Below are 26,419 nucleotides of genomic sequence, written 5' to 3'. Positions count from 1 at the left end.
CTTAGAACAGGAAGTAACGCTGCGCCATAGGCACCTTGGGAGCGGGCTCTTCCTTCACTAACTCGCCGTCAATGTGCACAGCGAAGCTATCCGGGTTAACCTCGATATGCGGTAACGCGCCATTCTCCGGGAGATCGACTTTCCTGCGACCACGGACATTCTGCACGGGCGCAAGCCGGCGCTGCACCGTCAATCGGTCAGCCAATCCATCTTCCAGCGCGATCGGCGAGACGAAGGCGACGCTCGTTGCCGCGGCCGCCGGACTGCGGACGTTCCAGCCAGGCCGGAGAAGAACCGGCTGCGGTGTGGGTATGGAGGCGTTCGGGTCGCCCACTATAGCCACGGCGGGCATACCGCCCTTGAGCACGACGGTCGGCCGAACGCCGAAGAGCGCGGGCTCCCATAACACGAGATCAGCGAGCTTGCCCCGCTCCACAGAGCCGATTTCGTGCTCCAGGCCATGGACAATAGCCGGACAGATCGTGTATTTCGCCACGTAGCGACGGGCGCGATGATTGTCAGCATGCCTATCGCCGGGCAACGGGCCCCGAAGCTCCTTCATCACATGCGCGGTCTGCCAGGTGCGGAGAACCACCTCCCCGATGCGACCCATCGCCTGAGCATCCGATGACATCACGGACAGCGCGCCCAAATCCTGAAGGATGCTCTCCGCTGCCATCGTACTCGGCCGAACGCGGCTCTCGGCGAACTGCAGATCCGTTTTGATATTGGGGTTCAAATGGTGAGCCACCATGATCATGTCGAGATGCTCGGCGGCCGTATTGATAGTGAACGGTCGGGTCGGATTGGTCGAGGACGGCAGCACATTTCGTTCACCTGCAATTCTGATGATATCCGGGGCGTGTCCTCCACCGGCGCCTTCCGTATGGTAGGCGTGAAAAGTCCGTCCGGCAGCCGCCTTGAGCAGATCTTCAACGAACCCGGACTCGTTTAGGGTATCGCTGTGGATGGCCACCTGGACACCGGACTCGTCCGCGACGGTCAGCGCCGCATTGATGACGGCAGGGGTAGCTCCCCAGTCCTCATGGACCTTGAATCCGGCCGCTCCACCTCGGAGTTGTTCCCACAAGGCCTCATGCGACACCGTATTGCCCTTTGCCAGGAATGCCACGTTGATCGGCCATGGGTCGAAGGCTTCTAGCATCCGTGCCAGCCACCACGCCCCAGGCGTCGTGAGAGTCGCCTTTGACCCTTCGGTGGCGCCCGAGCCGCCACCGACCACAGTGGTGGTTCCCGAGGCCAAAGCTTCCTCTAGCTGGTCCGGACAAATGTAGTGCACGTGGGTGTCAATCGTCCCCGCCGTAAGAATCATGCCGTTACCAGAGAGAATCTCCGTAGAGGCGCCGATCACCAATTGTGGATGCACATCGTCCATCGTTTCCGAATTCCCGGCCTTACCGAGGGCGACGATGCGGCCGTCACGGACTCCCACATCGGCCTTGATGATACCCCAGTGATCCAGAATTACCGCACCGGTAATGACAAGATCGGGCGTTCCCTCTGCGCGAGTCGCGCGTGACTGCCCCATAGATTCGCGAACTGTCTTGCCTCCGCCGAAGACCACTTCATCGCCGCCGCCACAGCGGTCCTCCTCAACTTCGATGAAAAGATCTGTGTCTGCCAGCCGGATACGGTCGCCTTTCGTCGGACCAAACGATGCGACGTATTGCGAGCGATCGATGTCAACCATCCAGTGTTCCTCCACATTCGCCACGCAGCCCCGCGACGATGCGACGGCCGCCGATCGGGATCAATTGCACCTCATGGGTTGTCCCGGGCTCAAACCGTACGGACGCGCCAGCCAGAATATTCAATCGCCGTCCCCAAGCTGCCTGGCGGTCGAGTTTTAACGCAGGATTGACCTCGGCGAAGTGATAATGCGAGCCCACTTGCACGGGACGATCCGCGGTGTTGACAACCGTCAAAGTGATCGCGTCCTTGCCTTTATTAATTGCCACCGGCTGCGCCGTAGAAGATTTCGCCTGGGATCTTAGGTTCGATCTGTTCCGGATGGTCGGTCGCCTCGACGTGTCCGAAGGACTCCTCCTGACCGGTGCCTACACGATGACCCATGCGAGCCTCCTTTCATGAACTTGTTCGGCAACCATATCGCGATCCGCAATCTCATTGGATCGGCTGCGATACCGCAATCATCTTCGTCCCGTCTGGGAAGGTGGCTTCAACCTGGATCGATTGCATCATCTCCGGCACCCCATCCATGACATCGTCCCGGCTAAGCACCGTACGCCCGCCTTCCATGAGCTCGGTGACCAATCGGCCATCACGAGCACCTTCTAGGAGAAAGCAGGTGATGACTGCCGTCGCCTCGGGCAGGTTGAGCTTCAAGCCGCGGGCCTTCCTCTTGAGCGCAAGCTCCCCGGCCGTAAAAATCATGAGACGTTCACGCTCGTGTAACGTGAGCAGCATCACCACCTCCTGAACTCCCGGTCTGTTCGTTCATCGCTGTCGTTGCAGCCGTTGATGTGAGTTCGAGTGCCCCGCGACAACCCAGTCGCAGTAAGAAGTCCGACTGCTGGTTACTGCACCATATTATGGGGCACCTGTCGCCTGGCACTCCGCGCCTTCTGATCGGCCTCATTGGCTGCCCGCTGAAGTTCCCGGGCCAGTTCCAGTCGTTGCTGGACACGCTCATGGTTTGGTCCCAGCTCCTTGCTGAGGACTTCCGCTTCGGTCTGTCGCCGCCTCGCCATCTCCCATAACGCGTATGCCTCTGAACGATAGTCTCGTGCGTCGTCGGCAAACTCCTGCTGATATGATGCTCCCGGCTGAGTCGTCTGTCCGCCGGGCGCCGTTGCACAAGCGGGTATAAACATCGCCGCAGCGGCCGCACAATACATTGAGTACATCCCTCTCATGGACATTCTCCTTTCGTTTCGACAATTCTCCACGTACCGGACTCGGTGGCGAAAGGATCAATGTTGAATTCACGGAATCACTACCGGCCATCGCTCAGGCGGTCATGCCATGAGTCGCGCACCGCCGGTGCCCAAATGCAGCTCATATTGAGGGCAGATACTAGTTCATGGTATCAGGTGAATCCTGATTGCGCGGTCGAAGTCCTGTGCAATGCCTCGTCAGCCACGCAGCAGTCATGGCAGAGGCCGAAAAAACGAACCAATGGGTCTTCATGACCTTGACACAAGTCGTATTCCGAGCGGAACTTTGACCTTTATAGGCGCTTTGTATGTTGACATGATTATTGGCCACACAAGAACGACGGTGAGGATGGGATGTCTTCGACGGTTTCCATTGCCAGCCACGCCTGAATGGTCATTTTCGACTAAACGATCTCGTTGGCATGCGCCTACGAAGCATGGCACCTTGGCGGTACTGCAGACGCTTTATTGCCTTCAGCAATACCGAGATCGTACGTCCACGGGCCTCTGTGGCGGCATGTTTCTCTATTTGCCATCCCATGATCTTTATGAGCCTGCCCCCCGGAACCCTAGGGCATGCCAATTCAGTTTACTGATCTAGACTTCGTAGTTGTTCGTGATCGACTTTTTCTGATTGGCGAAGTGAAGTCAGATCCCAAAGCATTCAGAGAAAAGTACTTTGAAAAGATGAGGGTCGTCGCCGAAGACCTTCAGCCCGATGAAGTGATCCTCGCAGCCCCGGACATTGGCGGTGGTTGGCCACCGGAGGTGAATCGCCAAAGCCAGCAATTAGCGACGGCCTTGAGCCCACTCGACATAAAGGTGAGTCCCTTGCTTCTTCGGTGGCAAATTTGAAGAGCTTCGCTTATCGCACAGGTATATGGACAACGGCTTTACCAAGACCATTTCACAAGCGAGAAGGCTTGGTTTTCGGATTCATCAGATACCGAGAAAAGTGACTTTCAGGAAAAGCTTACCTTCCGGCATCCAGGGACTAGTAGTGAATTTTGTTCTGCACTTGGCACGGCAAGATGAAAAGCCTCGGTTGCGTGTCCCTTTCTCATGGCCTGTCCGCGCTGACGAGCTATTGTATGTGGTATACGTGGGCCCAAAAATCACCAAGCATTAGGTCAGCCCACACAAATGGATTATCGGCATCTAAAGGTCTACTTATGGACTTTCGCAGCCGATACTGTCAGCGATAGCCTCTCCCATCTGACCGGAGACGAACAAAAGGCGGTCAAGACGACGGCCTTTGACTCGCACCTGAACCCGGCCCGCCTGGATTTAGTCCGTTCGTCCCGCTCACAAGATTAGGTCACATGATAAAGTACAAGGCCTCGTTCACCGCCTGGTACTTGAACGTCGACATGACATGGCGTGACGAGTTCACTTCAGATGTAATACATGAAAGGTAGCGGCGGACCTCCTGCTGGGAGAGGTCCAGAAATAAGTACGTCTCCAACTGCATCGGCGAACTTGAGAGTAATAAGGGTGCCGTCCCCATAAAGGCAGGTATTATAGTTGAGCTTCGTCAGCGCAAGGACATCCTGCAGAACCGTTTCGATATTCGCCTCCCCTTGAGAGATCTCTATCGAGATCGGATTTGGAACTTCCATACCAGGGTAGGTCGCCAGTCTAGGCGTCCACCACGCGTCCAGAGAAGCGCGCTCTTTTCGTGACGCACGTAGGCCATGCCTCGCAAGACTGGCGTGTCAGTCTTCCTGAAAAGCTTGAGGCTGGCACCATCCCGAATCTTAACGCCAACAATGTTTGTCTCGGGACCGACGGCCTCTTTGAAACCTTCCCACTCCTCGCGCAAGAAAGACACCTTCCCATGTATAAAGACTTCGCGAGGCGGCTGCTTATGCTCACGCTTGTCTTTGTAGGCGGCAACTGCTTGGGCTACGAGAGCACGGGCGGCTTGACGGCTAAGATGAAAGCTCTTCGTTTCGACGTGATAGTAGTTTCCGGGCGTGCCCTTGAATACGAGTCCGTCACCTGAATCGAGAAACATTTGGGCCCCGCAAGCCGCTGACTTCGGGCTCGTTCCTCAGTCGTCCTTTTGAACACAAGCCCGATATAGCACACGCCTTCTCGTATGCCCGCAACCTTCCACGGTCTCCCGCCAGCCTTGTAGAAGGCCGCTGTGGCAACATTCCAGGCAATGTGTGATTGGAGCTTTTCAAGCGCCAGTGCCCCGTGCCGTATCCCCACGATGGCCGATGTTTTCCAGAGTGCTCTCTCGGAGAATCTGCGTCGTGACCCGATGCTCAAGTAGACGCGCCTTCAGTTGATTGCGGAAATGCTCCTTAAACAGATACGGCTCTGCATCCGTGTTCATGGCATCAAACAAGAAGGGCTCATTCTAGGCGACCTTCGCCTCTTTTGCTGTCTTGAAGTAGCGCTGTGCCTCGGCGGCGCAATCGAAATGTTTAAGAAAATCCGGTGGTACCGTCTCGACTTCGAAGGTCAGAATCCACTCCAGACCTCGTCGAGCTTCATCTGCGGGCCGATCGGAAACTTGATAAGAAGACGGCTGGTGCGCATGCCATGATGTTCAGGACCGCATACGAGCGATTCACGGCGGAGCTGGCAGTAATAGAGGTCACAAAATGTCGATTCTCCGAACCTGATATACTAAGGTGTTTTCATTATACTCACGACTAACGGAGGCCCCCATGCAGCTTGAACTTACTACGGACCAAGCCCGCGTTCTTACCGTCCTCACCGAATACATGGTGAAACATCGCGATGTACTGAAAACTGTCTATGCCGGATACGAGGATGATATGAATACGCTTCAAGGAATTGCCGGGCAGCTGCGGGCATGATGATCAAGTGAAGGACAATACGGTATGGGCATTTCAATCGGTGAGTGTGGAAACGCGGCAAAGAAATGATGGTTAAAGATAAATGACGCTATGTTTTAGGCTTCATACAATTGTTTTCCTCTAAATACTTTTTCGGCAATCCATCCAAAGTAGTTGATAAAGCTAAGTCATAGCTTAATAAATCTGCCTTACAACTTCGAATCATCTATGTTCTCGTCTCGCTCCGAATTTCGGCTTCTACGAGCGGAGCTGCAATCGCTTTCTCCTGATGACAGAAAAAGTTTATTACGTGAGCTGCGTACATATGCCGACAGACTCTGGGATAAAGGAAAGAAACAGAACTTCAAAATATTTTTGAAGATGTCAGTCAATGGCCAGATCGGCAATGCCACACGAACGTCCTATAAGGAGTCCTTGGCAGATACCCGGAGGACTGGGAAAAGGAAATCTATAAGCAGTCGGTGAAACGCGGTCCAGACACTCCTGAGCATCTTATTCATATGTGGGAAGATTTTTGTGAGCGCTATGTGAAACGGTTGCAGTTGCTCGAAGCCCGAATACTCAAATCGTTCAGGAGTGAACACGACAAAAAAGATGCAATGATCATACTGACAGCAATGAAAGAAGGTCATACAACACCATCAGCGACGGTGAGGGTAACTGGGCTGACGTTACAACAAGTGATACGGATACGTAAGCGACTGAAGCTTCTCGCAAGACAAATAATCAAGTTGGAGGAATAGATGAGACGGCAAAGGTCTCAAGAAGCTTATGAGGTATGGAGAACCATTGTAGGCCCAGATCTTCAGAGGGGTACTGATGTCCGGAACACAAGAAGAAGCAAATAGGATCGAAACTCTCGAGCTTCGGATCCTCGCCATGACGACAGAGCCGGGTCCTGGATCACGAAAAGCTTGGTTAAAATGTATAGCTCAAGACTTCATCGGACAGACAGCAAGTCCTCACCGGGTTTAGGCTGCTAACATTTTCTCCTTCGCCAGCGGCACACTGTCCCCAAACGTTTGCATCGGCGTTTTGCCGTAGCACCAGCGGCCTTGATGGGACCGCTGTTCGTTATACTCCCGCAGCCACACGTCCAAATCTGCCTGGAGTTCGTCGAGCGTCCGATAGATCTTCTTCCGGAACACCACACGGTAGAACTCGTTCAACATGGTCTTGTGGAACCGTTCGCAGATCCCGTTGGTCTGAGGATGCCGGGTCTTAGTCCGCGTATGATCGATGTTCTCCACTGCCAGGTACAGTTCATACTCATGGCGTTCGGGTGCGCCACAATACTCCGTGCCGCGATCGGTAAGGACCCGATTCAGCGGAATGTCGTGCTGCTCAAAGAACGGCAAGACCCGGTCATTTAGCAGTTCCGCCGCCATCACCGGTGTCTTGCGGTCGTACAGCTTCGCAAAGCCCACCTTGCTGTACGTGTCGATGAAGGTCTGTTGATAGATCCGGCCCACGCCCTTGAGGGTCCCGACATAGAACGTGTCTTGCGCGCCACAGTAGCCGGGACATTCGCTCTCAAATTCCCCATGGGCTTCTTTGTCCGCCTTTGCCCTCTCCAAGGCCACCACCTGGGCTTCCGTCAGCACCCGCCCGTCTTGGGCGACCTTGGCCTCCAACGCCTTCAGGCGTTTCCGCGTGGTCTCCAGGTCATGCCGCAGCCAGATACCCCGGACGCCGGCCGGTGAAATCGTCAGGGCCTGCTGGCGCAGTTCGTTCGCGACGCGGACTTGGCCCCACGCGGGTTGGTCAATTGCTATCTGGACGATGGCCTGCTCCACCTCCGGGGCGACGCGATTCTTGAGTAGCGGTTTCTGCCGGGAGATCTCTTGTAACGCCGCCTCACCGCCCGTCTCGTACAGTTCTTTGAACCGGTAGAAGCTATCTCGGCTATACCCCATCAGCTGGCAGGCCTTGGAGACGTTGCCCAGTTGCTTCGCCAGTTCCAATACACCCACCTTGGTCTTGATGATCTTCTGCTCCGTGGTCATCGTCCTCGCTCCTTTCTTGAAGGCGAGGACTCTATCTGACTGTCAGTCACTATGCTCTGGAGAGAGTATTGCCTGCAGTGAGAAGGATCAGTACTTCCTGGAAGTCTTCGTTCTACTCATTATGATGGAGGCTTCTATGGCGACCAAGAAAAAGCAGCAGGACGTGGGGCAAGTGCTCTTTGTTGGCATTGATCTTCACCGAAAGAATTGGCATGTCACGGTCAGAACAACGGAGGTAGAACTCTTCCACGGCACGATTCCCGGTCGATGGGATGCGTTGCAGGCCCTCCTCAGTCGTTACCGCCGTGCCGTGCTGCACGTCGTCTACGAGGCGGGATATTTTGGGTACTGGCTTCACGATCGGCTGGTGGCGGTGGGCGCCACCTGTATCGTCACGCCGCCCAGCTTGATTCCTCAGGAGGCGGGCAATCGAGTGAAAACCGATCGGAAGGATAGCCGAAAACTGGCCCTGCTGTTAGCGAAGGGGCTGCTGAAGCAGGTCTGGGTACCAGACGAAGAGGGTCGGATGCACCGACAGGTCATTCGGCGGCGCCGCCAGCTCATTGGCGATCGTGTTCGCACGCAAAATCGCATTAAAGCGGAACTCCGATTCTACGGCATTGAGCTTCCTGAGCCCACAGGGCCATGGACCCGTATTTACCTACAGAACTTACAGCGTCTCCGGTTCTCTACCGCGTGGTTGCAGGACAGTTTTCAACGGCTCTTAGAGGAGTACGAATTCCTCACGGGTCAGATCGTCAAGCAGACCAAATTGCTCCGATCACTCGCAGAAACGGACCGCTATCGATCGCAGGTTCAATGGCTCCGAACCATTCCGGGCATTGGTCTCATTGCGGCGATGGAGTTGCTGTTAGAATTAGGCGACCTGCACCGATTCAGGCACGGCGATCAATTGGCGGCGTATGTTGGGCTGACGCCCTCACAGCACTCCAGTGCGGACAAGGTCCGTATGGGCCGCATTACCCGGTCCGGCAAAAATGCGCTCCGCGGGACGCTCATAGAAGCCGCGTGGCGGTTTCTCACAAAAGATCCCGGGATGCGATCCATTTATGACCGATTGAAACTACGAACAGGTGCGAAGCGCGCTGTGGTCGCTGTGGCCCGTCGTCTGCTCCTGCACGCCAGACGCGTGGTGATCCTCCGGCAGCCGTACCCTGCGTAAGTCCATGGCGCCGAGAAGCCAACTGTGGATTCAGAGGACGGAAGGAGCGTGACTTTATCTGCCTCGTCGGCAGTGACGGGGCGTCTGTCAGTATGCTCCTTCTTCTCATCGATATCCCTCGAATTGATGACCTGTGGTCGGCGTTCCGATCACGAATAGCAGATTGGGAGGGCTTCTCAGGGACCTTGACCTTTGACATAGCAGATTAAGTTCTAGCTTTCACAGTTAAAAGCTCTATAGGATCGCAGAAACGCAGCGTGGACATGTCCTGCCTCGCCTCCGTTAAAACTTGGGCGACAGCTTGCCGAGGGAGCTCGCAAACGCCTTCGTCGACGGCTATACCAAGAGTGCAAAAAAGAAAACACCCAAAAATCCGTCCAGTCTCGGAGAGTGGATATTGCAAAGCTCACCGAACGGGATCTGGATCAAATCTTAGCCGCCATTTATCTAGGATGATGGTATATACTACTCCCCGCCCGTCACATTACCTTAGTCTTGGTCGTTATGGCTGCTCACGCTAGAGCAATTTTACGCGAATTCGACATACAATCCTGCCGATATCCATGTTGAAGCAATAGCTTACCGCTATGGTCTCTGGATCTATTCCACTCCCCTAACCGGTGCAGATGGTTGGCTTATTAAAAAGGGTGGCCATGGAGTAGTACTTGTTCAACAAACCCTCAACCGTCAAAGACGCAGATTCATTGTCGCGCATGAACTGGGACACTTTCTTTTGCATCGGCTACACCTGACAGCTTGCATACCGCCAGACAACGACGTACTAGACAACATACAGTTGTCCGAGCGGCAGGCGAATCTTTTCGTTGCGGGGTTGCTCCTCCCAGAGGTGCTTGTTAGGCCAAAAGTCGATGCGTTGCCATTGGATCTCAATGCCATAAAAAAGCTGGCAAAGGATTTAAATGCACCTTGACATTGACATCCTTTCGCTATGTCTAACTTTCCACCAAACCTTGCGCACTTGTTATATCGGATGGAAACCATGTCTATTCTTATAAAACATCAGAGGCTTTTTTCCCCCGGGTCTATTAAGAAAGGAAGCCGCATCCCAGAAACATCCACGGCGACGAGGGCTTGTAGTAAAAGAACAATAAATGGAACCATGATCCGTGAAGTGCATGGGATGATTCGTCAAGCTCCCATTTCTAATGAGCAATCTATTGAACTGAGTGTCGATAAGGTCTTGACGCTGCTATGGAAATAGTCGGCTTCGCCTTCCTATCCGGAAGCATAAAACGGCATTTAGTTATTCCGCATAAACTGGCGAAACTAGCCACTTATTACGCCGAGTAACAAAACCTGTGACTTGACACATATCTTGGCCAACGATGATTCCATAAAATGGCCACGCCACTAAGTGCGTAATAATCTTAATTATTTTTGGCCATGGAACCTAGCCCGGAATTGTCAGTGGAACCAATCGGCCCGTTATGAAATGCTAACACACTGCTCAGCATACACGAGTGGCCAGTTTATGCCCTACATAAAAACCGCTGGCCACGTTATGGTGTAAGTGAATAGAGCTGATGGGAGATTTTGTTGATCGTCGTCCCTCACGGAGGCAGATATGCGACATGCTGCCTGGTAAAGTGACTGCCTCATACGGTTTTCTCTTCGCTACTGAAGGTTGTTCTCTTTCCGGCTGAAATCGATCCCCATTAAATTTCGCCGCACAGAAAAAGAGACACCAGCACGGGGCTATACTTCTTTATCCAGCAATACCGTAGGAGGAATCTTCGGACACAGATGACGGAAGACCCTATGAGAACGATTTTGGTCCAGGGTCAAAAGGTAGGTTTCGCCATTTAACAGCAGATCCTTGTCCTCTCGCAATCGTACGCCGACGGGGGCTCCAGCCCAACCGATCTAATCCAGTATCTAGTCATTGCTCTTTTAGTCCTCACCGTTATTTATTTCGTTACTGCGAAATCTTCTGCCGCCAACAATGAGTAATCAACATGGGCGTAATAACCACATGCCCACTAATGCCTGGATTGAACTTAGCTCATCGGATATGGATGAGCCGCCCTCTCCTTGCTAACTGCGTTCGAACAACCTCTGCGGTGATGCATATCCTGGTCAAGCGGTTGTAATTTACTGTATTGCTTTTCTTGCCTCAGTGCCTGCATAGTGTTAATGCTTAGGCTTACGTACGAGGAGGCTAAGATAATGATCAGTCAGATAGTTTTGTTCCGACTGCGAAACCTTTCTATTTATAAGGTCTTCACGTTCACAGCTGTTATCTTAGCTTCCACGGAGACGCTTCAAGTTCCAATGTTATCCGCACAAGAACTGTCTAAAAATGCGGTCGAACTTATTAAGGCCTTGAATGAGGCCAAAGATGCACATGAAGAGCTTGAGAAGCTTCGAGGGGCGGCCGATAATGCTCTCCACGGAAAACCCATTTCAACCGGTAGCGATTGGTCTAAGCTTGCCGATCGATATGACAAATTGACCGAAGCAGCCAGAAAGTCTCCGTTACCATCACAATTTACAAGCGCCAATATCGTATCAGTAGGAGATTTCAGTAACTGCGCAACGAGACCTGCGTCGATCCAAAAACTTAACGCCTATCTGCAGGACCTTAAGGATGCTTCGGCGAAGGGCAAAACCGTCGTCGCTTCTCTTGATGCGACTCTCACTAAAGACATTCCAAGTACAAGGGAGTCCCTGGTCTATTTGATCAAGGTGCATGAAGACCTCATGGCGTTGCCAGGAATCGGGAGCCAGTTTGCATTCGATTGGCTCGACCTCAATACGCGCGTCTTGCAGTCACTGGGACAGCTCGAAAGCGCTTTAAAGGGGCAGAAAAAGCGTTACAACGACAATGTCATTTTACTTGATCAAGAGATTGGAAATTATGAGTCAAATCTTTCTAAATTATCTCAGATGACCTGCAGCCCGATAACAGGAACCTGGTCGGGAACAGGAAGCAATAGCTCGGTGCAGTTCGGTGGCGGGAGAGACTGCCGTTATCAAGCAACAATGCAAAATCTTCAACTTCAGGCCACTGTAGATGCAAATGGTCGTGTAACGGCAGCCTCATTGAGCGGCGTCATGGTAGAGAGTTTAGTGGGGGGCTGCCCTCATCCTCCCTTAGGTACGCGAGGACATAGCTATTTTGGCGGCGGGACAACGAGCAGCTCACAAATTAATTTAAACTTGAATCCAGCAGCGGGGAATGGACCTAAATGTATAGCGACCTTCTCCAGGGCTGTAGTCAGTGGAAGGCTTCGGGGGACTCTGACCATACGCCGCACTGATATTGCACCACCTTTGGCTTGGCAAACCCAACATCAGGTTCAGTAAATCTCCAAAAAGGACATCCCCTATCCATTTTTGAAAGCCGACCAGATCGCCTGATACGCGCCGACCACAGCGTCCCACCGTACCGCTCACCACAGATAGGATCAGGCACAGTCTCATGTCTTTCCGTCAAAGTCTTCCTGCAGTGCGGGAAGGGGAGCGTCAAAATCGGCCGCGCTTTGCCATCGGCTTGCCGGCCTTGGCAATGATTACGACGTTGCCCGCAACAACCCTCCTTCAGCAGATGAGAGAGCTGCGTCTTTGCTTGGTGAATAGTGACGGTTTGGGTATGCTGTGACATAGCCGACTCCTCAGAGACTGCCTAGAGGGATCTCCCAGGCCTCCTTATGTTGATGTATAGGGATACCATTCAGGGATAATGTCCTTGATCGACTGAGGTCCCACCGTTGTCGCTTAGTACGCCGCCAGAGAGATGATACCCTTTGTTCAGCCTTCGTCAAACTCCTAGAGCGCATAATGTGTCCGAGGCGGCGTCTGAGTGCCGCCGAAGGAGCAAAAATACTGAACTCTCCATGGCGGCCCAAGGCAATAGACATAGATATAATAGTTGTTGATATTTTGATGGCGATAAACAAACCCATTTCTAGAAGTTGTCAGACGAAGCGACACGATTGCAGCTATTAAGAGGCTCCGCAGGCCGACGGGGGGTATAATCTCGAATGGAGGGATATATGCCGCCTGTCAATCCGTTTCAACCTTTCTCGGAAGAGTATCGTCAAAACCTCACTCAGCGAGGTTATAGTCTGGAGCAAATTGATCAGATGCAGGAAGACTATGATGACGCTTGTTTAGAGTGGGAGGAAGTTTATGGTTCCCCTTTTGACTGAGGGTCGACGACAGCGGGAAAGGTCAACTTTTACTCCTCTAGGCCTGCTGCACTATCCCTTGCGAGGTCTCTCAGCCGTTCAGTCATTCTATTGAGGAAGTCGATTGCCTGCGCCTTATCGTGCACTTCGACTTCAGCATCGGCCACAAGCCAACGATGCAAGCAACTGCAGATCCGTGACAGATCTGAGACCTTCATTTTGTTAAAAGAATGAGATGTAGGTTTGAAAGCAGGAAACCGTTTGGAAAATGCACCTGGCTGCAGTCCCATCAGCAAGTGTAGTGCACACTCTGCCGCTCCTAGATCGATGTTTGGCTCGTACATGCCCAAGGTCGTGCTTAGAACATGCTTGAATTCGCTGAGAATTCCAAGCAGCCCTGCAGGTGCATGGGCTCGGTACGCAGATGGCCTATCGGCTAACACCCACGCGATGGCTATGTCGACTGACACGAAGTCATGTTTGCGCCATGGCGCGTGGCCCATCAGGGTACTAAACATGATCCAGATATCTTCCGGGTCGAGATACATGAATGCACAAGCTTCCCCTCTCTTTGTAATCACATAGACAGAACGACCAACATCATCGACCTCCTCAGATATGAAACGCCACTCCTCCAGTTTGTCTAGTGCCTCCTGAACTTGACATTGATTAAAACTACCTTGATATGAGGCGAAGGAGCGCGATAACGCCTGAAGCAAGTCGTCTTTCGTCTGTCCGTCCACACTGTGTATTCGTCCGAGAATATGAAAGGGTAATTGGTCAACCATCTTCGATGCCAGCGGAGCCTTATTCTGGATTCTGGCCATATGGTAGTGGGCGGTTTCTTCGGCAAGCAGGATATGGCCTGTACCAACTTTGTCATACTGAGGGCGACCACTCCTGCCCAACATTTGCCAAATATCGTAATCAGGGATTTCTTGTTCAGGGTTTTCCTCAGGGTGGAAGTATTGATGGGCTATGATGACGTGGGTGGCAGGGAGATTTACTCCCCAAGCCAGAGTAGTCGTTGCCACAAGGACTTGCAATTTCCGTTCAGTAAAATCTCGTTGTAACAGCTCCAACGTCTCCGGGCTACGACGTGCGATATGGTACCCTGCCTTAATTCCATGTTTCTGTAAAAATTTCGCTGTATCTTGTGCCCAACGGCGATAGCCAGAGAATATAAGGACGCTCGCCTCGGGGTTGTTTCTTATAATTTCAAGACATTGTTTCCTTTGAGTGTCCTCTCGCGATTCCGACCTGTTGATTTTATACAAAGAAGCCTGTACCTGCAGCTGTGTCGGGCGGTACTCACTTTCAACGATGTGAACGTGTCTTGACACAAGACTAGAGAGCCATGCCCCGTATTCGCGACTATTCGGTGCGGTTGCGGAGAGTAGCAACCAGCGGCATTCTGGAAAGGTTTCAGTTGTCCTCATGATGGCGCTCTCCAGTCGAGGACCACGTTCTTTTGAAGTAATCAGGTGCGCTTCGTCGACGACAATCGCTCCGATAGCTGAAATCCATTGAGGGTAATGTATCGGATCGCGTCGAACTTGCACATCTAGAATTTCTGGGGTAGCAATTATAATATCCGCTGCATTCAAGACGCTATTCGACCGTTCGTTTGGTCTGGAGTCCCCAGTGATCTTCCCGATCTGAAGATGGCTCAAAGGACTCCTTGAATGTTTCCATTCGGTGTACTTTTCGTCCGCAAGTGCTTTCATAGGGGCTAAATACAGCGTCTTCACACCCCTCTCAGCAGCCTCTAATGCATACATCTCTCCAACGACTGTTTTGCCCGATGCTGTTTTGCCAATAACGAAAAGGTCATGCCAAGCAAGGGCATGCTCAAGCGCCCTGGATTGTAATGGATTGAAATGCGGGAAGTTAAAATTAGGCCGGTAACTTTTTGTGAGAACAAGGTCTTCTGCTTCCTTCATTCCTGGCAACTGAATTCGTTCACGCTGTAATGCCATATCATTCCTCGGATTCATATGATGATCGATGCATCAGTAAATGCAAATGAAATTGCGGGCGGTAACTGCTTGTTACAACAGTAGTGGCTCTTTCATTCCTCGCAGCTGAGCGGTTCCATGAAGCATAGCCACTTTGTTCTCTATGGGATAAAGAGAATACCGATGGCGCACTGTCGTTGCTGCACCTATATATCAGTTACAGTAAATCAACAAATATATCCCTATGGCCTTAGTCAGCCAATATAATGCCCTATTGCTACGTAAGTTGAGTTTTAAACGTTGATGATCAGCGGAGTAGAGGAAACACGGGCACAGAGGCCCTTAGAAGTAGGGACGTATGGTTTTTGAACAACGATAAAATGTCAGCTCCGGCATTTTTTATGAAACGGATTTCGCCGTCCATCCAATCTAAATTGTGCTAAGCCGCCGGTATATGTTCATCTGTAAGAGACGGCCATTTTCCTCGACCGCACGACGTAGTTTGAGAATTGAAGGTTCTGAAGCTTCAACCTCGCAGGCTTATCGATCATCCCGACGGGGGACAACACCACTACGCAGACCCACCGCTCTTCCCGCGCCCATTTGCCGTAAAGACAAACGTACGTCTCTCTCCACAATGACACGTGGATTGTGTGGCGCCATAAGATTCCCCCCGTGGCCACATCGCGACGCCGGTAGCCAGTCGTTGCTCGTTTCTCCCGCCCGAGTGATGCTCCGCTAAAACCTTAGGAATTTGTTAGTCAGCATGGCGAGATAGAGCTTGCCCGGATAAATCAGCCTTAACTTTCTCTGGTCCTGATGCTTCATCAAAGAAGTTCTCTGCCCAGCGGACAACCGAAATCAACTGCGTCATGTCGGTTCTCAGCAGTTATTTGCCGTACCAGTACGTCGAAGCGGTAGCGCCTGAAACTAACTGGCGCAATGACGATGCGACCGCTGTGGCAATATTCATGAAGCAAAAACGCACCTCTTCCGCCTCCTGAATGAGGTCATTGCGGGCAAAGTGGTGACCATTGGTCCGTTTTCCTTTAGTCGTTGAGATTAAAACTAAACCGATAATAGACGATCGGGGCGTCCACTTCGTTTCGTTGACAGGCCAGGCTATGAACAATCGTCTTGTCGGCTGTCGCAGACTGGAGTCTGGCACCATGGATTACACTTTTAGCCAGGACATCCAGTGATGGGGTGTAGTGTTCATACGACTTTTGAGCCAATACGCCGAGTACAGTATTGTGATACAGAAAGCCAAGGGGTTCTTGGGGAGCTACCACCTTCATAATCATCAAAATATTTTCGCAGGCTGCTTTTAACGGTGATTTCGGTTTGCCAAGGTTGTCGATGGTATATCCGATGAAGATCCGCCCCCGTTGAGCATCATATCGAGCATAGGGAGCAACCGTGGGGCCGTCAGGAGTTGGCTCGAAAGATTCCTTTAATTGCCTGAGGACGTATGATTTGGTGTATTCATCTATAAGGGCTGTTTCAATTTTGGTCAGCATATACTCCAAACGCGTCATCGGTGCATTTAAATACTTGTCACTTTGGATGGCATCGGAGTGGGGGAGGCTTCCCCTGAGATCGGTTTGTGGAAGTGTGGCATCTTCAGTAAACAGGAAAGGCACTTTGACGTCATCGTCAATGGCATGCGCGAGAGGAGTGATGAAGAGTACTGAGAGTGCGAGCGTGACAACGTGAAACGCGTAGCCTGTCTTAGTCGACCATATCATTGTGATCCTGCCTCCTGAGTTTTCGATTGAGAAAATGTCAAAACGCTCCTGACGGCTTCACCAGAGACGATGTCCTTCAAGGCATGCTCATGAGTTTTAACGATGCGCAGATTCGAGCTTAACGAATCGGGGAAGTCGGTGGCACCTCCGAAGCTAAAACGACGCATCATTGACCCATACTGCTGAGTAAGGAAAGTTGACCGCGGCGCGTTCGACTGCTCCTCGGCTCCTGACCCCAAGTACTTATACCTCTCTAGGAGAAGTCGCTGCACAGCAATCGTTTTGCGTCCCAATGCCTGCTTAGATTCACGCGTTCAGTAAGTTTATTAGGCGGAATCAGATTCTAGTGCAGGGCTTGTGATCCCATCCGTGGCCGTACTACACTCTCCATTAATTAGGAAGAACTACCCATGCCCCTAACCAGTCCGTCACACACCTCCGCCTCCTACGATCTTCAGGATGTCATCGACATCTTGCGCGAGGCGGATAATAAGAAATTGTACGAGATGCGAAAGGTGAAGCCAACCTTCATCGATTCGTTTCTCTTCTCAGGGAAATTTAACTCGGTGCTCGGCCTCGACGGCTTTCAACGCTTCAAAGATGCGTTGCGCGACCTTATTAAGCGGGTGAACAATGATGATTTCGGAGCAAATTACATTAATCTTGACACCATGTACGAGGTGCTGCTCGTCTCAGGTGTCTATTACGTCGAGCAATACCTTCCCCAGGAACTGTCCTTTCTCAAGAAGGACGATCGCTGGTTGACCGCCTATCGTTACATCGCCAAGCACTTTCCGTCACTGACATACGCGGATTTTCGAGAGATCGTGAAACGGTTTCAAGACACAGACGGGCACTCTTTCTATGTTAGCAACGATGATCCAGAGGCGTTACGCGAAATGGCGCGCACCCAATTGTTTCGTGAGGTGGTAGATGCCAAGGGAATGTTGCTCCAGCTCAGCATGAAAGAGTTACAGCGTATCTCTGAAGAAGCAGGAGTGCGGCCGGCGAGAAGCATTGAAGAGACAGCAGACCGTATTGTGGCCAAGATCGGACAGCAAGCGTTGGCTCTACTTCCCGCACAATTGCATGGGCACATCACCCTATTCATCAAGGATGAAGAGCTAGCGACGGGCGAGGACCTGATCCATCTCCATACCTATCTGCGAGCGGTCGCCAAAGTAGTGAGAGAAGATCTCGTGGCTTTTATCAATAAGCAACGAATCGGTGTGGTGCGACGTTAGGAGCGCCTATGGACAACCTCATCCTTGTATTTGCCGTCCTGTCCCTTGCATTGGGGGCGATAGGAGCCATGTACTTTAAGCTCCTCCAGAAAAATGCTTTGCTCGTGGATGACAATGAGCGTCTGACTCGAGAGCTGGCCAAGTTCAAACCCATACAAGATATTCAATCCGAATTGGCGCGATTGAAAGGCGACGTCTCGGCCACAGAACAGATAGCGACTCAACTCCAGGCACGTCTAAGCAAGTACGAGCTTGATCTCGACCTTCATGAACTAGGTTTTTACCAGCCCAAATTCACCTTCAACGATATCCTGCATTACGTAGAAGCATTAGATCTCACCCGCGAGGCACAAAAGGAACTGATCAAGCAAAAGAAGGTGTTAATTAAGAGCCCAGTGACGCAAGCTACTCCCTTATCCCCCAGAGATGTGGCCAAATTGGCGGTGAGCGCCTTCAACGGGGAAGTATCAGCGATTATAGAAACGGTGCGGTATGACAACTTTGAAAGATGCAGACAGCAGATCAATACATCGGTGGAGAAGATCGATTCGTTAATCGCAGGGACCGGTTACCGAATTGCCGAGGGCTATCTTCAGCTCAAGCTCAAAGAGTTAGCACTCGTCTATGATTACAAAGAACTGGAGCAACGGGCTAAAGAAGAACAGGCTGAGCTCAAAGCCGCAATGCGCGAAGAAGAAAAGGAGCGGGCTGAAGCGGAAAGCGCGCGCGAAAAAGCGATACGGGAGCAAGAGCGTTATCAGGCGGCGCTTGAACAGGCGAGACAAGAACAGGCAGGGAAGACCGCGGAAGAACGTGCGCAGTATGAAGCCAAGATTATGGAGTTACAGCGGAAGTTCGAAGAGGCTACCGCAGAACGGCAGCGCGCCACCGCCATGGCTCAAATCACTCGTAAGGGACACGTCTACATTATCTCGAACATTGGGTCTTTTGGAGAGAACGTCTTTAAAATTGGGATGACTCGCCGAAACGACCCTAAGGAGCGTATTAAGGAACTCGGAGACGCCTCAGTACCTTTTGAGTTCGACATTCACGCGTTAATTATGACGGATGATGCCCCGGCGCTCGAGGCGTCCTTGCATAGCCAGTTCGAAAAAGGCCGGATCAATAAAGTTAACCTTCGCAAGGAGTTCTTTCATGTTGCACTGAATGACATTGCTGCGGCGTGCCAAAAGCTGGGTCACACGGTTACCCTGACCCAGCTCGCTGAGGCTCGTGAATATCGTGAATCCCAACGCCAGCGACTAGCGGAGAACAATGGCGCTTCCTCTGCCCTGCAGCGGGTGTAACGAACATACGTCAGGACGATCCGCACCATAGTTGAATTGATGCAAACGGCTAATTTGACTTTGGCTGTAGTAGAAGAACTTGTCACAGCCGCCGTTCCGTATTTGGAAGGGAGAAGTCGCAAGTAGAAGACAGACTAGCCAAGTCGAATCAAGCACTCGCCCCCCTGGGTGATCCTTTTGAGTTAGATTTCAGGACTCCCATCGATTATTACCGATACGTAAATTAAACAGTGTTGTTAGGCTGAGTATCCGGCAGTCCCTCAAGTCTATTCCAAGATTAATATAGAATCGTCACTGCGCTAGACTGCCTTCACGCATAGCGTTATGGGAGCCACTGGTTTTTGGCCTTAGGAGAACATGGATGGAGTGACGCAGCCATGTCCGCATTGACGAGTCCCTGCTTCACATTCTCGTCAGTTTTGCGGATAAAGCGAACGGTTTATAGCTTAATTGGACAGCAACTAGACGTCAGTGATGCATAATTCAGCAGGCGTTCGGACTAATGAGTGACAAGTACTGCTTGCTAATTCGGGACTGTCGGCACTTTGTGCTATAAGGAAAAAGTTAGAAGCAGTCAAGAGTTTGTGCGAGCCGAAGTGCGTAGGAGTATGTATCTAATTACATGCGGAGCGGCTTGGGCGGATCGCATCATTTGCAGCCTCCTTGCTGCAATGCTTTCTTCTACCTGCGACTACTGACAAACCCCTCGATCGTAACATATATCGCCGGTTTCTTTGACACCTTCCCTTCATGAAAAATTCATGAAGACTTGGAGTGCCAATAATTCTACCTGCTTACAATAGGGCACCCTACTTGCTGTGCGCCATCTGACATGTAGACGAAATTGTTACATGGAGACACTCATGACTGTCCGGCTATTCCTGCTGCTATTCCTGCTGTTCGCAACGGCACGGACCGCATACGCCGTACCGCTGTCCGATCTGGTAAACGGGGGGAGGGTCATGACGAGCAACGGCCTTACCTTCACAAACTTTCACGCCACTCTCACCTACAGGGAATTCTTCCCTGGAGCGGTTCAGGGACTTATCACCACGCGACAGGCGACCCTTGCCGATCTACAACTGACCCCGTTCTCTAGTCCATCCAATCAAGACGGCTTTGAAGTCAGTGGCTTTGCTTGGGAAGGAACCGCAGAACGTTCTTCATTGTCTGGCTCGCCGCAGACTCCACCACTCGAAATGAGTCTCACGCTTAACTATACAGTGATGGGTCTTGGGGACGTTAGGCTGGACACTGGCCCTCGAATGGTCCCAGGCCACGCAGTCTCAATTGGTGCTGATGCGTTTCACTCGCTAGACGTCACGACACCAACGGGCGAGCAAGCGTATGCTGAATTCTGTATCGCACTCTCATGTCATCGCCGCGTTGACTTCCTCCCGGTTGGCACGACTGAGGCAACGGTGAGGGATTTCCTGAAGATAAATCCTTTTCAGGAATGTCAACCAGGCTTTATGAATTGCACGTTTCATATTGAGTCCGGTGAAGGGATTCCCTTCGCCGGGAGCTTCGCGTCCTTTCAGGCTTCACGGACTCCCATCCCAGAACCCTCCACGGCTGTTCTTGTCACGACCGCTGTGCTCGTGTGGGCATGGCGAGAAGGATTCCTACTTGCTGTGCGGCATGTAACAGGTAAAGTAGCCCGTGATGTGGCAGGCCGTACGGGCCTATTCCTGGCAGTGGTCGTTCTGGTCGCGACAGTACACACCGCGCCCTCTGTGGTTAAGATTACTTAAATACCTTATCAAAGGGCGGCCTTCTTATGGGTTTAATGCTATTCTTCTTCCTTCTGCTTCCCCTGCCGGTGCAGGGGCTGACCCTGCAGGATCTGGTCGATCAAGGCAGCTTTTCAGCTGGTGGCTCAACCTTCTCGAATTTCGCGGCATCTACTCACATCGCAACCTATAGCATTGGTGGCGGCCCTGCTCCGCTCATCCCTGACTGCTGTACCTTCTCGACGCTGGATGAGATCCAGGTTGACTTAATGCCCGATGGGTTCCTGATCAGCAACATCTACGGATCAGGGCAAAGCGATAACGGACTGCATGGTATGCCGAGCGATTTCCATCTTGCCCTCGCGTTCGATTCGTTTCCTCGTCCCGTTCGTCTGACCGATGTCACGCTGGGGGGAGCGTGGTCTCCATTCACGACCGCCTCTCTCGATGAGACGTTGAGTCATCCGGTCACCTATCATTACACGGCCTCCCTCGGCATTCAGATTTCCCCGCACTGCAGTCACACGCACTCCCCGTTATTTCCCTGCGACTTCTCTTTTCACGAGGGGTCCGTCACCGTCACCACGAACGTGCCTGAGCCGTCGACCGCAGCCTTGATGATCGCTGGCGTGCCCGGCCTCGCCATGCTGCGCAACTTGGGTCGTAAACACACAGGGCGCTCTAGGGAGGACTCATAATGTGGTGGTCATTGGTGATGCTTCTGGTCGGCCTCGTGCCGGTGCACGTACACGCCCTGAGCCTGCAGGATCTGATCGAGCAAGACAGCTTCAGAGCTGGTCCCACGACCTTCTGGAACTTCACGGCCTCCATTGACATCGGCACCTATAGCCTTGGTGGCGGCCCGGCTCCACTCATCCCCGGCTGCTGTACCTTCTCGACATTGGATGACATCCATGTTGACCTGAGACCCGATGGATTTCAGGTCAGTAACATTTACGGAACAGGATATTCCAATGAGGGACTGCATGGTATGCCGAGCGATTTCACGCTTCATTTTAACTTCGATTCTACCCATCCCATGTTTATTTCTGATTGGTCCGTGAGTAGTGCACAAAGTATGGGGGCCGTGGCGGGGTCGATCTTCATCAGCGAGTCTCATTACAGGTCTGGTGCCCACATGAATGCGCAGATCCCTGGAAGCTGCCAACATCCCTTGATGAATCCCTGCGCCTTTCACTTCCAGGGCGGTAGGGCCTTCATCGGCACCGTGGTGCCTGTGCCTGAGCCCACGACAGCCGCCTTGATGGTGGCTGGCCTGTCAGGGCTCGCGATGTTCCGCTACGTGGGCCGGCGATACAGGAACCGCCTGTGGGGCGCTGTGTGTCTCGTGATGGTGGGGTTCGTGCCAGCGCACGCGCACGGGCTGAGCCTCCAGGATCTGGTCGACGACGGCAGCGGTTTCTCGGCCGGTGCTGCCACCTTCTCGAACTTCGCAGCCTCCATTCTGGTCACTTCCTATAGCAATGACGGCTCGCCGACTCCACTACTCCCTGGTGTGAGTGTCGCGACGCTGGACGACATCCAAGTGGAGGCGAAGGTGGAAGGGTTCGAGGTTAGTAACCTCTTTGGATTTGGACAAAGCCTGCATGGATTCGCGGGCCTACCGTACGACTTCACGCTCTGGTTGGGGTTCGAGTCGAATCGGCCCGTCGTGGCTGGTGAGAAGGACGTCTCCGGAGGATCGATTGATGTACTGGCTCGTTCGACGTTCATCAGCGAATCGCAGTATCAGTCGAGTGTGGGCATCAATGTGCGCCCCTTTGGAAGGTGCCAACATCACCCCCCGGACATCACGACGTGGCCATGCGTCGTGGGCTGGTCTGAGGGCTCCGCTTTTATCGGTACGGTCGCCCCTGAGTCAACGGTTGTGCCGGAGCCGACGCCAGCAGCTTTGATGGTGGCCGGCGTGCCAGGGCTCGCCATGCTCAGATACCTTGGCAGGAAACAAAGGAACTAGCAGTAAGGTGTCCGCTGTTAGCGTGGAACAATCTCTAACATAAAGGAGGACTCATATGTGGTGGTCTTTGTTTATTATCATGGTAGGTTTCGTTCCGGTGCAAGCACGCGCCTTGAGACTTCAGGATCGGGTCGATCAACGCAGATTCACGGCCGGTGACACAAACTTCTCGAACTTCACCGCATCCACTCACATCGCAACATTTACGAGCGGCGCCCTGCTCCGCTAATCCCTGGGCATCCGCGTTCAGTTCTAACACCGAAGCGACATGCCTGGACAAGATTTCCGGCTGCATCCATAGCGATGAGCCACCCTCAAACGTGTGCCGAAACTCATGCGAGTGCGTGGACGACATCGGGAAACTGAGGCGCTATGAGATTCCCGGCGTGACCGCATCGCGACGCCGGCAGCCTCTTTTCCCGGCACGATCATCGTTTTCACAAGAACGCCGTCGTACTTCGGCTCGTAGACCATTTGTGCATCAGTGAGGCTGATAGGCTCAGCGATCGCACCCATCAGTTGAACACCGCGAAGGGTGCGAGATGAGTGTGGGCCTCGCCTGTCTTCTGATTCGGCGTGGCACCACAACATCGTTCCATCGGAGCTGGAACTGAAGAGGCTGCATGAAGGGAGACATGATACTGTGGTAATCGGGCTGAGGTTAATCGCTTCCCAACGCTGGCAAGGATGGCTTACGAACCCGACTGCCACTTCGAATACGAGCCCAATAACCTCTTGGCGGCACGGGAATGTGTAAGGCGCGGCAGACTTTACCGAGCATCACATCCGATATGCCGTAAAGCTCGGTGACCTTCTGAACCGGCTCAGACCAGACCCGCTCGTAGAGCACGTGTCGATCGTATCGCCGCATCAACCGCGCACGCTGCTCTCGTTGCTTTTCGCGCTCTTTTACGGGTTTTTTGATGAGTCCAAGCGCCAGCACTCGAGCCTGTATCCTCGGTGTGCGGATCAGTTCATTGAATGTCTGTGATTCACAGACGTCCTCGCGCTTCAGGCGACGGATCACGGTACTGAAATCATAGTCAGTGGCCTTTAACAGCGAGCGCCGAATATCGGCTAATTGCTCTGGTCTTGTTTCTTGCCATCTCACTTTGCAACTCAGAAGAGCGTCTATCGTGCCGATTCCTGTCCGGCTCGACCATGGGAAGCAGTCATCCAACCAGCGGACATGCCATGACAGGATTGATGTGAGATCCTTTGGCGGGCAAATCGTTGCAAGATATGTGATGATGTGACCGTCCTTTGCCCACTGGTACAAGTTATCGAAGTCATCACGTGCCGGATCGGGGCCGAGGCGTTTCAAAATGCTGAGATGTCCTTCCCGTGCAGCAACCTCGATCGCTGACCAACCGCGAAAACGGTCTTCCTCGCCGTCCTCATCAGAAGCCGCTGGTTCACTTGTGGCAGGGGCATGAGGATCTGCCCCGGCCCACAGACATAGATTCACTCCTCTCTCGTTTCCTTCCTTGACTTGGTACCCCAGCGCGAGATTGATTTCGTACTGAATCTTGGGATCTTCGGCACGATGTCGCTTCACGAATCCCAGTAGCGGCCGGTTGCTGCTGCTATGACCGAGAATGGCCGCCATCTCATGGCGATTAGTCAGGTCATATCCCGACAACCAGCATCGTTCGTACAGTTCCACGTGGTACACGTCGGCGCTGTGTAGATCAGCACCATTGTCGAGGAGCAGATCAACCAAGTCCCAACGTCTGGCCTGAAGGGCCGCATCCAGCGGCGAGCGAAATTCACGAGCGAGTTCATAGCCATATTTTAAAAGGAGATGCGTCAGCGAATGTTGACCCGTTTCTATGGCGATTTCTAGCGTGGTCTTACCCCGTGCCGATTTCTGTAGAGGGCCGACCGCAAGCTGAAGCGGTTTGCCCTCGGTGATCCAACGCTCAACCTCATACAGTCGTCCTTCACGGCACAGTCTATGGAGTTCCTTCAAGGCTTCCGGTGATGCGGCGAGCTGACGTAGGGGCGGAGAGATGAAAGATGGTTTGGGGGCTTCGTCGGTGGTATGTTGATCATCCATGAGGGCGTCCACTCTGTGCCAAGATTCAGCCGCTCACCATAAATATCTAGCAAAACGGTGCGGTTTTACGTTTTATTCCCAAAAATCACTATATAGTTTTACCGCAGTATTCATACATCACCGGAGAGAACGGCAAATATGGGCCGTCGAGGAACCACGGACACCAAACGGAAGATCGAAGCTTATACACATAGTGGAAAAAAATGAGCAAACAATCCTCCTGTAGGTCTCGTCACGCCGGACACGGACAAGGACGGCACCAAGAAAACATATGCACATGATCCTCACCTTGATCCGTCCTTGCAGTGGGCATGGAAATGTGCACACACTTCATTTGACATCCCCACGAACGCATCGAGCCCATCGAACGTCAACTGCCAATCTGTAGGCCCGATCGGCGTAATGACTTACTTTCCGCATCCGCAGCAACATTTATGAGCGGCCGTCCCGAAGCCCGTGCACACATAGAGCGTCCCCTCCTTCAGCTCCCTGGGAATGTATTCGACGGTTAGCGACCATCAGGTTGCCTAACAACGTCGTCCCAAGACCAGACTCAGCGGCGATTTCCATCCGGCGAATCGCGACATTAAGCAGGAACGTAGGCCAACCTGATCACATCCTCGCCAATCCGATCATTAGCCATAAGGCGGAGCGGCGGCCGTGGCCCGGCGAAATATGGCTTGCCGTGACCAAGCACGACGGGGTGCAGGTAGATTCGATACTCATCGATCAGGCCAAGTTCGGTCAGGCTTTGCGCCAAGTCCGGGCCAGCAACTTCGATCTCCCCGTCGCGCTCAGCCTTCAGCTCGCGGATCGCGCCCTCAAGATCATGAACAAGCCTGGCGTTGGGGCCGACCGACTTCAACGAGCGCGAGACGACCCATTTCGGCTGGTTCCGCCACGCCGCCGCGAAGGCGTGTTGCTCTGCATCCCATCCAGGATGATCGTCGTCCCAGTAACGCATGACCTCATACATTTGGCGACCGTAGACACTGCCCGCCTGCCCCTGAGCCTCCTCGATGAACTGGCGGAAAAGCGAGGGGCTTGGCGCAAACGCCATATGGTCGACGTAGCCGTCCAGGGACTGGTTCATTCCGAACACGAGCCTAGCCATACCACTTCCTTTCCTCACGCGGCACATCCGCGCGATTCTGATTGCGTTATGCAATCGGTTGTAAGCTAGCTCGACTCATTTCATATCGCAATTGGTTTTTGGAGTGCGCATGAACGCCCCACGCTCGGGCTGCCCGTCAATCTGACTCTCGAGGCGCTGGGGGATCCCTGGAGGCTGATCGTCCGC

23 protein-coding genes are annotated in these 26,419 nt (G+C 52.8%); 12 read left to right on the top strand and 11 right to left on the bottom strand.

All coding sequences use genetic code 11. The features are described from left to right. Position 1: 1 nt before the first annotated feature. The 5 genes from ACWHYZ_RS01220 to ACWHYZ_RS01200 form a co-directional block, all read right to left on the bottom strand. A complete protein-coding gene (locus ACWHYZ_RS01220; RefSeq protein WP_447985483.1) occupies positions 2–1,711 on the bottom strand; it encodes an urease subunit alpha in 1,710 nt (569 codons plus the stop codon). Beyond that, positions 1,704–1,979 (bottom strand): urease subunit beta, encoded by a 276-nt coding sequence (locus ACWHYZ_RS01215; RefSeq protein ID WP_447985482.1) that lies wholly within the window; start codon positions 1,977–1,979, stop codon positions 1,704–1,706. The genes ACWHYZ_RS01220 and ACWHYZ_RS01215 overlap by 8 nt, the downstream gene beginning before the upstream one ends. After that, positions 1,969–2,094, bottom strand: coding sequence for a hypothetical protein (locus tag ACWHYZ_RS01210; protein WP_447985481.1), 126 nt, complete (start codon positions 2,092–2,094; stop codon positions 1,969–1,971). The genes ACWHYZ_RS01215 and ACWHYZ_RS01210 overlap by 11 nt, the downstream gene beginning before the upstream one ends. 51 nt (positions 2,095–2,145) lie before the next feature. Continuing rightward, a complete protein-coding gene (gene ureA, locus ACWHYZ_RS01205) occupies positions 2,146–2,448 on the bottom strand; it encodes an urease subunit gamma (protein WP_447985480.1) in 303 nt (100 codons plus the stop codon). A gap of 110 nt (positions 2,449–2,558) precedes the next feature. Continuing rightward, positions 2,559–2,897, bottom strand: coding sequence for a hypothetical protein (locus ACWHYZ_RS01200; protein WP_447985479.1), 339 nt, complete (start codon positions 2,895–2,897; stop codon positions 2,559–2,561). Positions 2,898–3,494: 597 nt separating this feature from the next. Here ACWHYZ_RS01200 and ACWHYZ_RS01195 point away from each other — a divergent pair. Beyond that, a complete protein-coding gene (locus ACWHYZ_RS01195) occupies positions 3,495–3,773 on the top strand; it encodes a hypothetical protein (RefSeq protein WP_447985478.1) in 279 nt (92 codons plus the stop codon). Positions 3,774–5,103: 1,330 nt separating this feature from the next. On the opposite strand, the gene ACWHYZ_RS01190 is transcribed toward ACWHYZ_RS01195, so the two are convergent. Then, positions 5,104–5,274 carry a hypothetical protein gene (locus ACWHYZ_RS01190; protein ID WP_447985477.1) on the bottom strand — a complete coding sequence of 57 codons (171 nt, stop codon included), beginning with the start codon at positions 5,272–5,274 and terminating at the stop codon, positions 5,104–5,106. Between the two features lie 325 nt (positions 5,275–5,599). On the opposite strand from ACWHYZ_RS01190, the gene ACWHYZ_RS01185 reads away from it, so the two are divergent. Next, positions 5,600–5,752, top strand: coding sequence for a hypothetical protein (locus tag ACWHYZ_RS01185; protein WP_447985476.1), 153 nt, complete (start codon positions 5,600–5,602; stop codon positions 5,750–5,752). Between the two features lie 971 nt (positions 5,753–6,723). On the opposite strand, the gene ACWHYZ_RS01180 is transcribed toward ACWHYZ_RS01185, so the two are convergent. Then, positions 6,724–7,758: an IS481 family transposase gene (locus ACWHYZ_RS01180; RefSeq protein WP_447982970.1), complete on the bottom strand. Its 1,035-nt coding sequence runs from the start codon at positions 7,756–7,758 to the stop codon at positions 6,724–6,726. A gap of 136 nt (positions 7,759–7,894) precedes the next feature. Here ACWHYZ_RS01180 and ACWHYZ_RS01175 point away from each other — a divergent pair, with 136 nt between their 5' ends. From ACWHYZ_RS01175 to ACWHYZ_RS01160, 4 genes are all read left to right on the top strand, one after another. After that, positions 7,895–8,941, top strand: coding sequence for an IS110 family transposase (locus ACWHYZ_RS01175; protein ID WP_447982971.1), 1,047 nt, complete (start codon positions 7,895–7,897; stop codon positions 8,939–8,941). A gap of 508 nt (positions 8,942–9,449) precedes the next feature. Beyond that, positions 9,450–9,872, top strand: coding sequence for an ImmA/IrrE family metallo-endopeptidase (locus tag ACWHYZ_RS01170; protein ID WP_447987502.1), 423 nt, complete (start codon positions 9,450–9,452; stop codon positions 9,870–9,872). A 1,256-nt stretch (positions 9,873–11,128) separates the two neighbouring features. Then, complete coding sequence (locus ACWHYZ_RS01165) at positions 11,129–12,268, top strand: hypothetical protein (protein WP_447985475.1); 1,140 nt, start codon at positions 11,129–11,131, stop codon at positions 12,266–12,268. Between the two features lie 689 nt (positions 12,269–12,957). Continuing rightward, positions 12,958–13,113 carry a hypothetical protein gene (locus tag ACWHYZ_RS01160; RefSeq protein ID WP_447985474.1) on the top strand — a complete coding sequence of 52 codons (156 nt, stop codon included), beginning with the start codon at positions 12,958–12,960 and terminating at the stop codon, positions 13,111–13,113. Between the two features lie 29 nt (positions 13,114–13,142). Here ACWHYZ_RS01160 and ACWHYZ_RS01155 read toward each other — a convergent pair whose 3' ends face one another. After that, complete coding sequence (locus ACWHYZ_RS01155; protein ID WP_447985473.1) at positions 13,143–15,071, bottom strand: DEAD/DEAH box helicase; 1,929 nt, start codon at positions 15,069–15,071, stop codon at positions 13,143–13,145. A gap of 1,028 nt (positions 15,072–16,099) precedes the next feature. Further along, positions 16,100–16,798 carry a hypothetical protein gene (locus ACWHYZ_RS01150; RefSeq protein WP_447985472.1) on the bottom strand — a complete coding sequence of 233 codons (699 nt, stop codon included), beginning with the start codon at positions 16,796–16,798 and terminating at the stop codon, positions 16,100–16,102. A gap of 410 nt (positions 16,799–17,208) precedes the next feature. Between ACWHYZ_RS01150 and ACWHYZ_RS01145 the strand changes: the two genes are divergently transcribed. The 6 genes from ACWHYZ_RS01145 (at position 17,209) to ACWHYZ_RS01120 (ending at position 23,289) form a co-directional block, all read left to right on the top strand. Then, entirely contained in the window at positions 17,209–18,042 is an 834-nt protein-coding gene (locus ACWHYZ_RS01145; protein WP_447985471.1) for a hypothetical protein, read from the top strand. Between the two features lie 8 nt (positions 18,043–18,050). Continuing rightward, complete coding sequence (locus ACWHYZ_RS01140; protein ID WP_447985470.1) at positions 18,051–19,349, top strand: DUF4041 domain-containing protein; 1,299 nt, start codon at positions 18,051–18,053, stop codon at positions 19,347–19,349. 863 nt (positions 19,350–20,212) lie between these two features. After that, the gene (locus ACWHYZ_RS01135) at positions 20,213–21,103 is read left to right on the top strand and encodes a hypothetical protein (protein ID WP_447985469.1); all 891 of its coding nucleotides are present in this window, start codon (positions 20,213–20,215) and stop codon (positions 21,101–21,103) included. 26 nt (positions 21,104–21,129) lie between these two features. Beyond that, complete coding sequence (locus ACWHYZ_RS01130; RefSeq protein WP_447985468.1) at positions 21,130–21,780, top strand: PEP-CTERM sorting domain-containing protein; 651 nt, start codon at positions 21,130–21,132, stop codon at positions 21,778–21,780. Beyond that, positions 21,780–23,060, top strand: coding sequence for a PEP-CTERM sorting domain-containing protein (locus ACWHYZ_RS01125; protein WP_447985467.1), 1,281 nt, complete (start codon positions 21,780–21,782; stop codon positions 23,058–23,060). The genes ACWHYZ_RS01130 and ACWHYZ_RS01125 overlap by 1 nt, the downstream gene beginning before the upstream one ends. Before the next feature lie 55 nt (positions 23,061–23,115). Beyond that, positions 23,116–23,289 (top strand): hypothetical protein, encoded by a 174-nt coding sequence (locus tag ACWHYZ_RS01120; protein ID WP_447985466.1) that lies wholly within the window; start codon positions 23,116–23,118, stop codon positions 23,287–23,289. A 432-nt stretch (positions 23,290–23,721) separates the two neighbouring features. Here ACWHYZ_RS01120 and ACWHYZ_RS01115 read toward each other — a convergent pair whose 3' ends face one another. Continuing rightward, on the bottom strand, positions 23,722–25,119 hold the full coding sequence (locus tag ACWHYZ_RS01115) for an ankyrin repeat domain-containing protein (RefSeq protein ID WP_447985465.1): 1,398 nt from the start codon (positions 25,117–25,119) through the stop codon (positions 23,722–23,724). Positions 25,120–25,705: 586 nt separating this feature from the next. After that, positions 25,706–26,233, bottom strand: a complete 528-nt coding sequence (locus tag ACWHYZ_RS01110; RefSeq protein WP_447985464.1) for a dihydrofolate reductase family protein — start codon at positions 26,231–26,233, stop codon at positions 25,706–25,708. Positions 26,234–26,419 lie beyond the last annotated feature (186 nt).

Source organism: Nitrospira sp. Nam74 (assembly GCF_965152615.1).
Note: the sequence above shows the minus strand (reverse complement) of the source record. Positions and strands in the feature narration are given on the sequence as shown.

Coding starts and splice junctions, on each gene's coding strand:
- ACWHYZ_RS01125 (WP_447985467.1), top strand. CDS start 21,780: ATGTGGTGGTCATTGGTGATGCTTCTGGTCGGCCTCGTGCCGGTGCAC.
- ACWHYZ_RS01130 (WP_447985468.1), top strand. CDS start 21,130: ATGGGTTTAATGCTATTCTTCTTCCTTCTGCTTCCCCTGCCGGTGCAG.
- ureA (WP_447985480.1), bottom strand. CDS start 2,448: ATGCTGCTCACGTTACACGAGCGTGAACGTCTCATGATTTTTACGGCC.
- ACWHYZ_RS01175 (WP_447982971.1), top strand. CDS start 7,895: ATGGCGACCAAGAAAAAGCAGCAGGACGTGGGGCAAGTGCTCTTTGTT.
- ACWHYZ_RS01210 (WP_447985481.1), bottom strand. CDS start 2,094: ATGGGTCATCGTGTAGGCACCGGTCAGGAGGAGTCCTTCGGACACGTC.
- ACWHYZ_RS01135 (WP_447985469.1), top strand. CDS start 20,213: ATGACTGTCCGGCTATTCCTGCTGCTATTCCTGCTGTTCGCAACGGCA.
- ACWHYZ_RS01115 (WP_447985465.1), bottom strand. CDS start 25,119: ATGGATGATCAACATACCACCGACGAAGCCCCCAAACCATCTTTCATC.
- ACWHYZ_RS01110 (WP_447985464.1), bottom strand. CDS start 26,233: ATGGCTAGGCTCGTGTTCGGAATGAACCAGTCCCTGGACGGCTACGTC.
- ACWHYZ_RS01220 (WP_447985483.1), bottom strand. CDS start 1,711: ATGGTTGACATCGATCGCTCGCAATACGTCGCATCGTTTGGTCCGACG.
- ACWHYZ_RS01145 (WP_447985471.1), top strand. CDS start 17,209: ATGCCCCTAACCAGTCCGTCACACACCTCCGCCTCCTACGATCTTCAG.
- ACWHYZ_RS01120 (WP_447985466.1), top strand. CDS start 23,116: ATGTGGTGGTCTTTGTTTATTATCATGGTAGGTTTCGTTCCGGTGCAA.
- ACWHYZ_RS01195 (WP_447985478.1), top strand. CDS start 3,495: ATGCCAATTCAGTTTACTGATCTAGACTTCGTAGTTGTTCGTGATCGA.
- ACWHYZ_RS01155 (WP_447985473.1), bottom strand. CDS start 15,071: ATGGCATTACAGCGTGAACGAATTCAGTTGCCAGGAATGAAGGAAGCA.
- ACWHYZ_RS01160 (WP_447985474.1), top strand. CDS start 12,958: ATGCCGCCTGTCAATCCGTTTCAACCTTTCTCGGAAGAGTATCGTCAA.
- ACWHYZ_RS01150 (WP_447985472.1), bottom strand. CDS start 16,798: ATGATATGGTCGACTAAGACAGGCTACGCGTTTCACGTTGTCACGCTC.
- ACWHYZ_RS01180 (WP_447982970.1), bottom strand. CDS start 7,758: ATGACCACGGAGCAGAAGATCATCAAGACCAAGGTGGGTGTATTGGAA.
- ACWHYZ_RS01185 (WP_447985476.1), top strand. CDS start 5,600: ATGCAGCTTGAACTTACTACGGACCAAGCCCGCGTTCTTACCGTCCTC.
- ACWHYZ_RS01165 (WP_447985475.1), top strand. CDS start 11,129: ATGATCAGTCAGATAGTTTTGTTCCGACTGCGAAACCTTTCTATTTAT.
- ACWHYZ_RS01200 (WP_447985479.1), bottom strand. CDS start 2,897: ATGAGAGGGATGTACTCAATGTATTGTGCGGCCGCTGCGGCGATGTTT.
- ACWHYZ_RS01140 (WP_447985470.1), top strand. CDS start 18,051: ATGGACAACCTCATCCTTGTATTTGCCGTCCTGTCCCTTGCATTGGGG.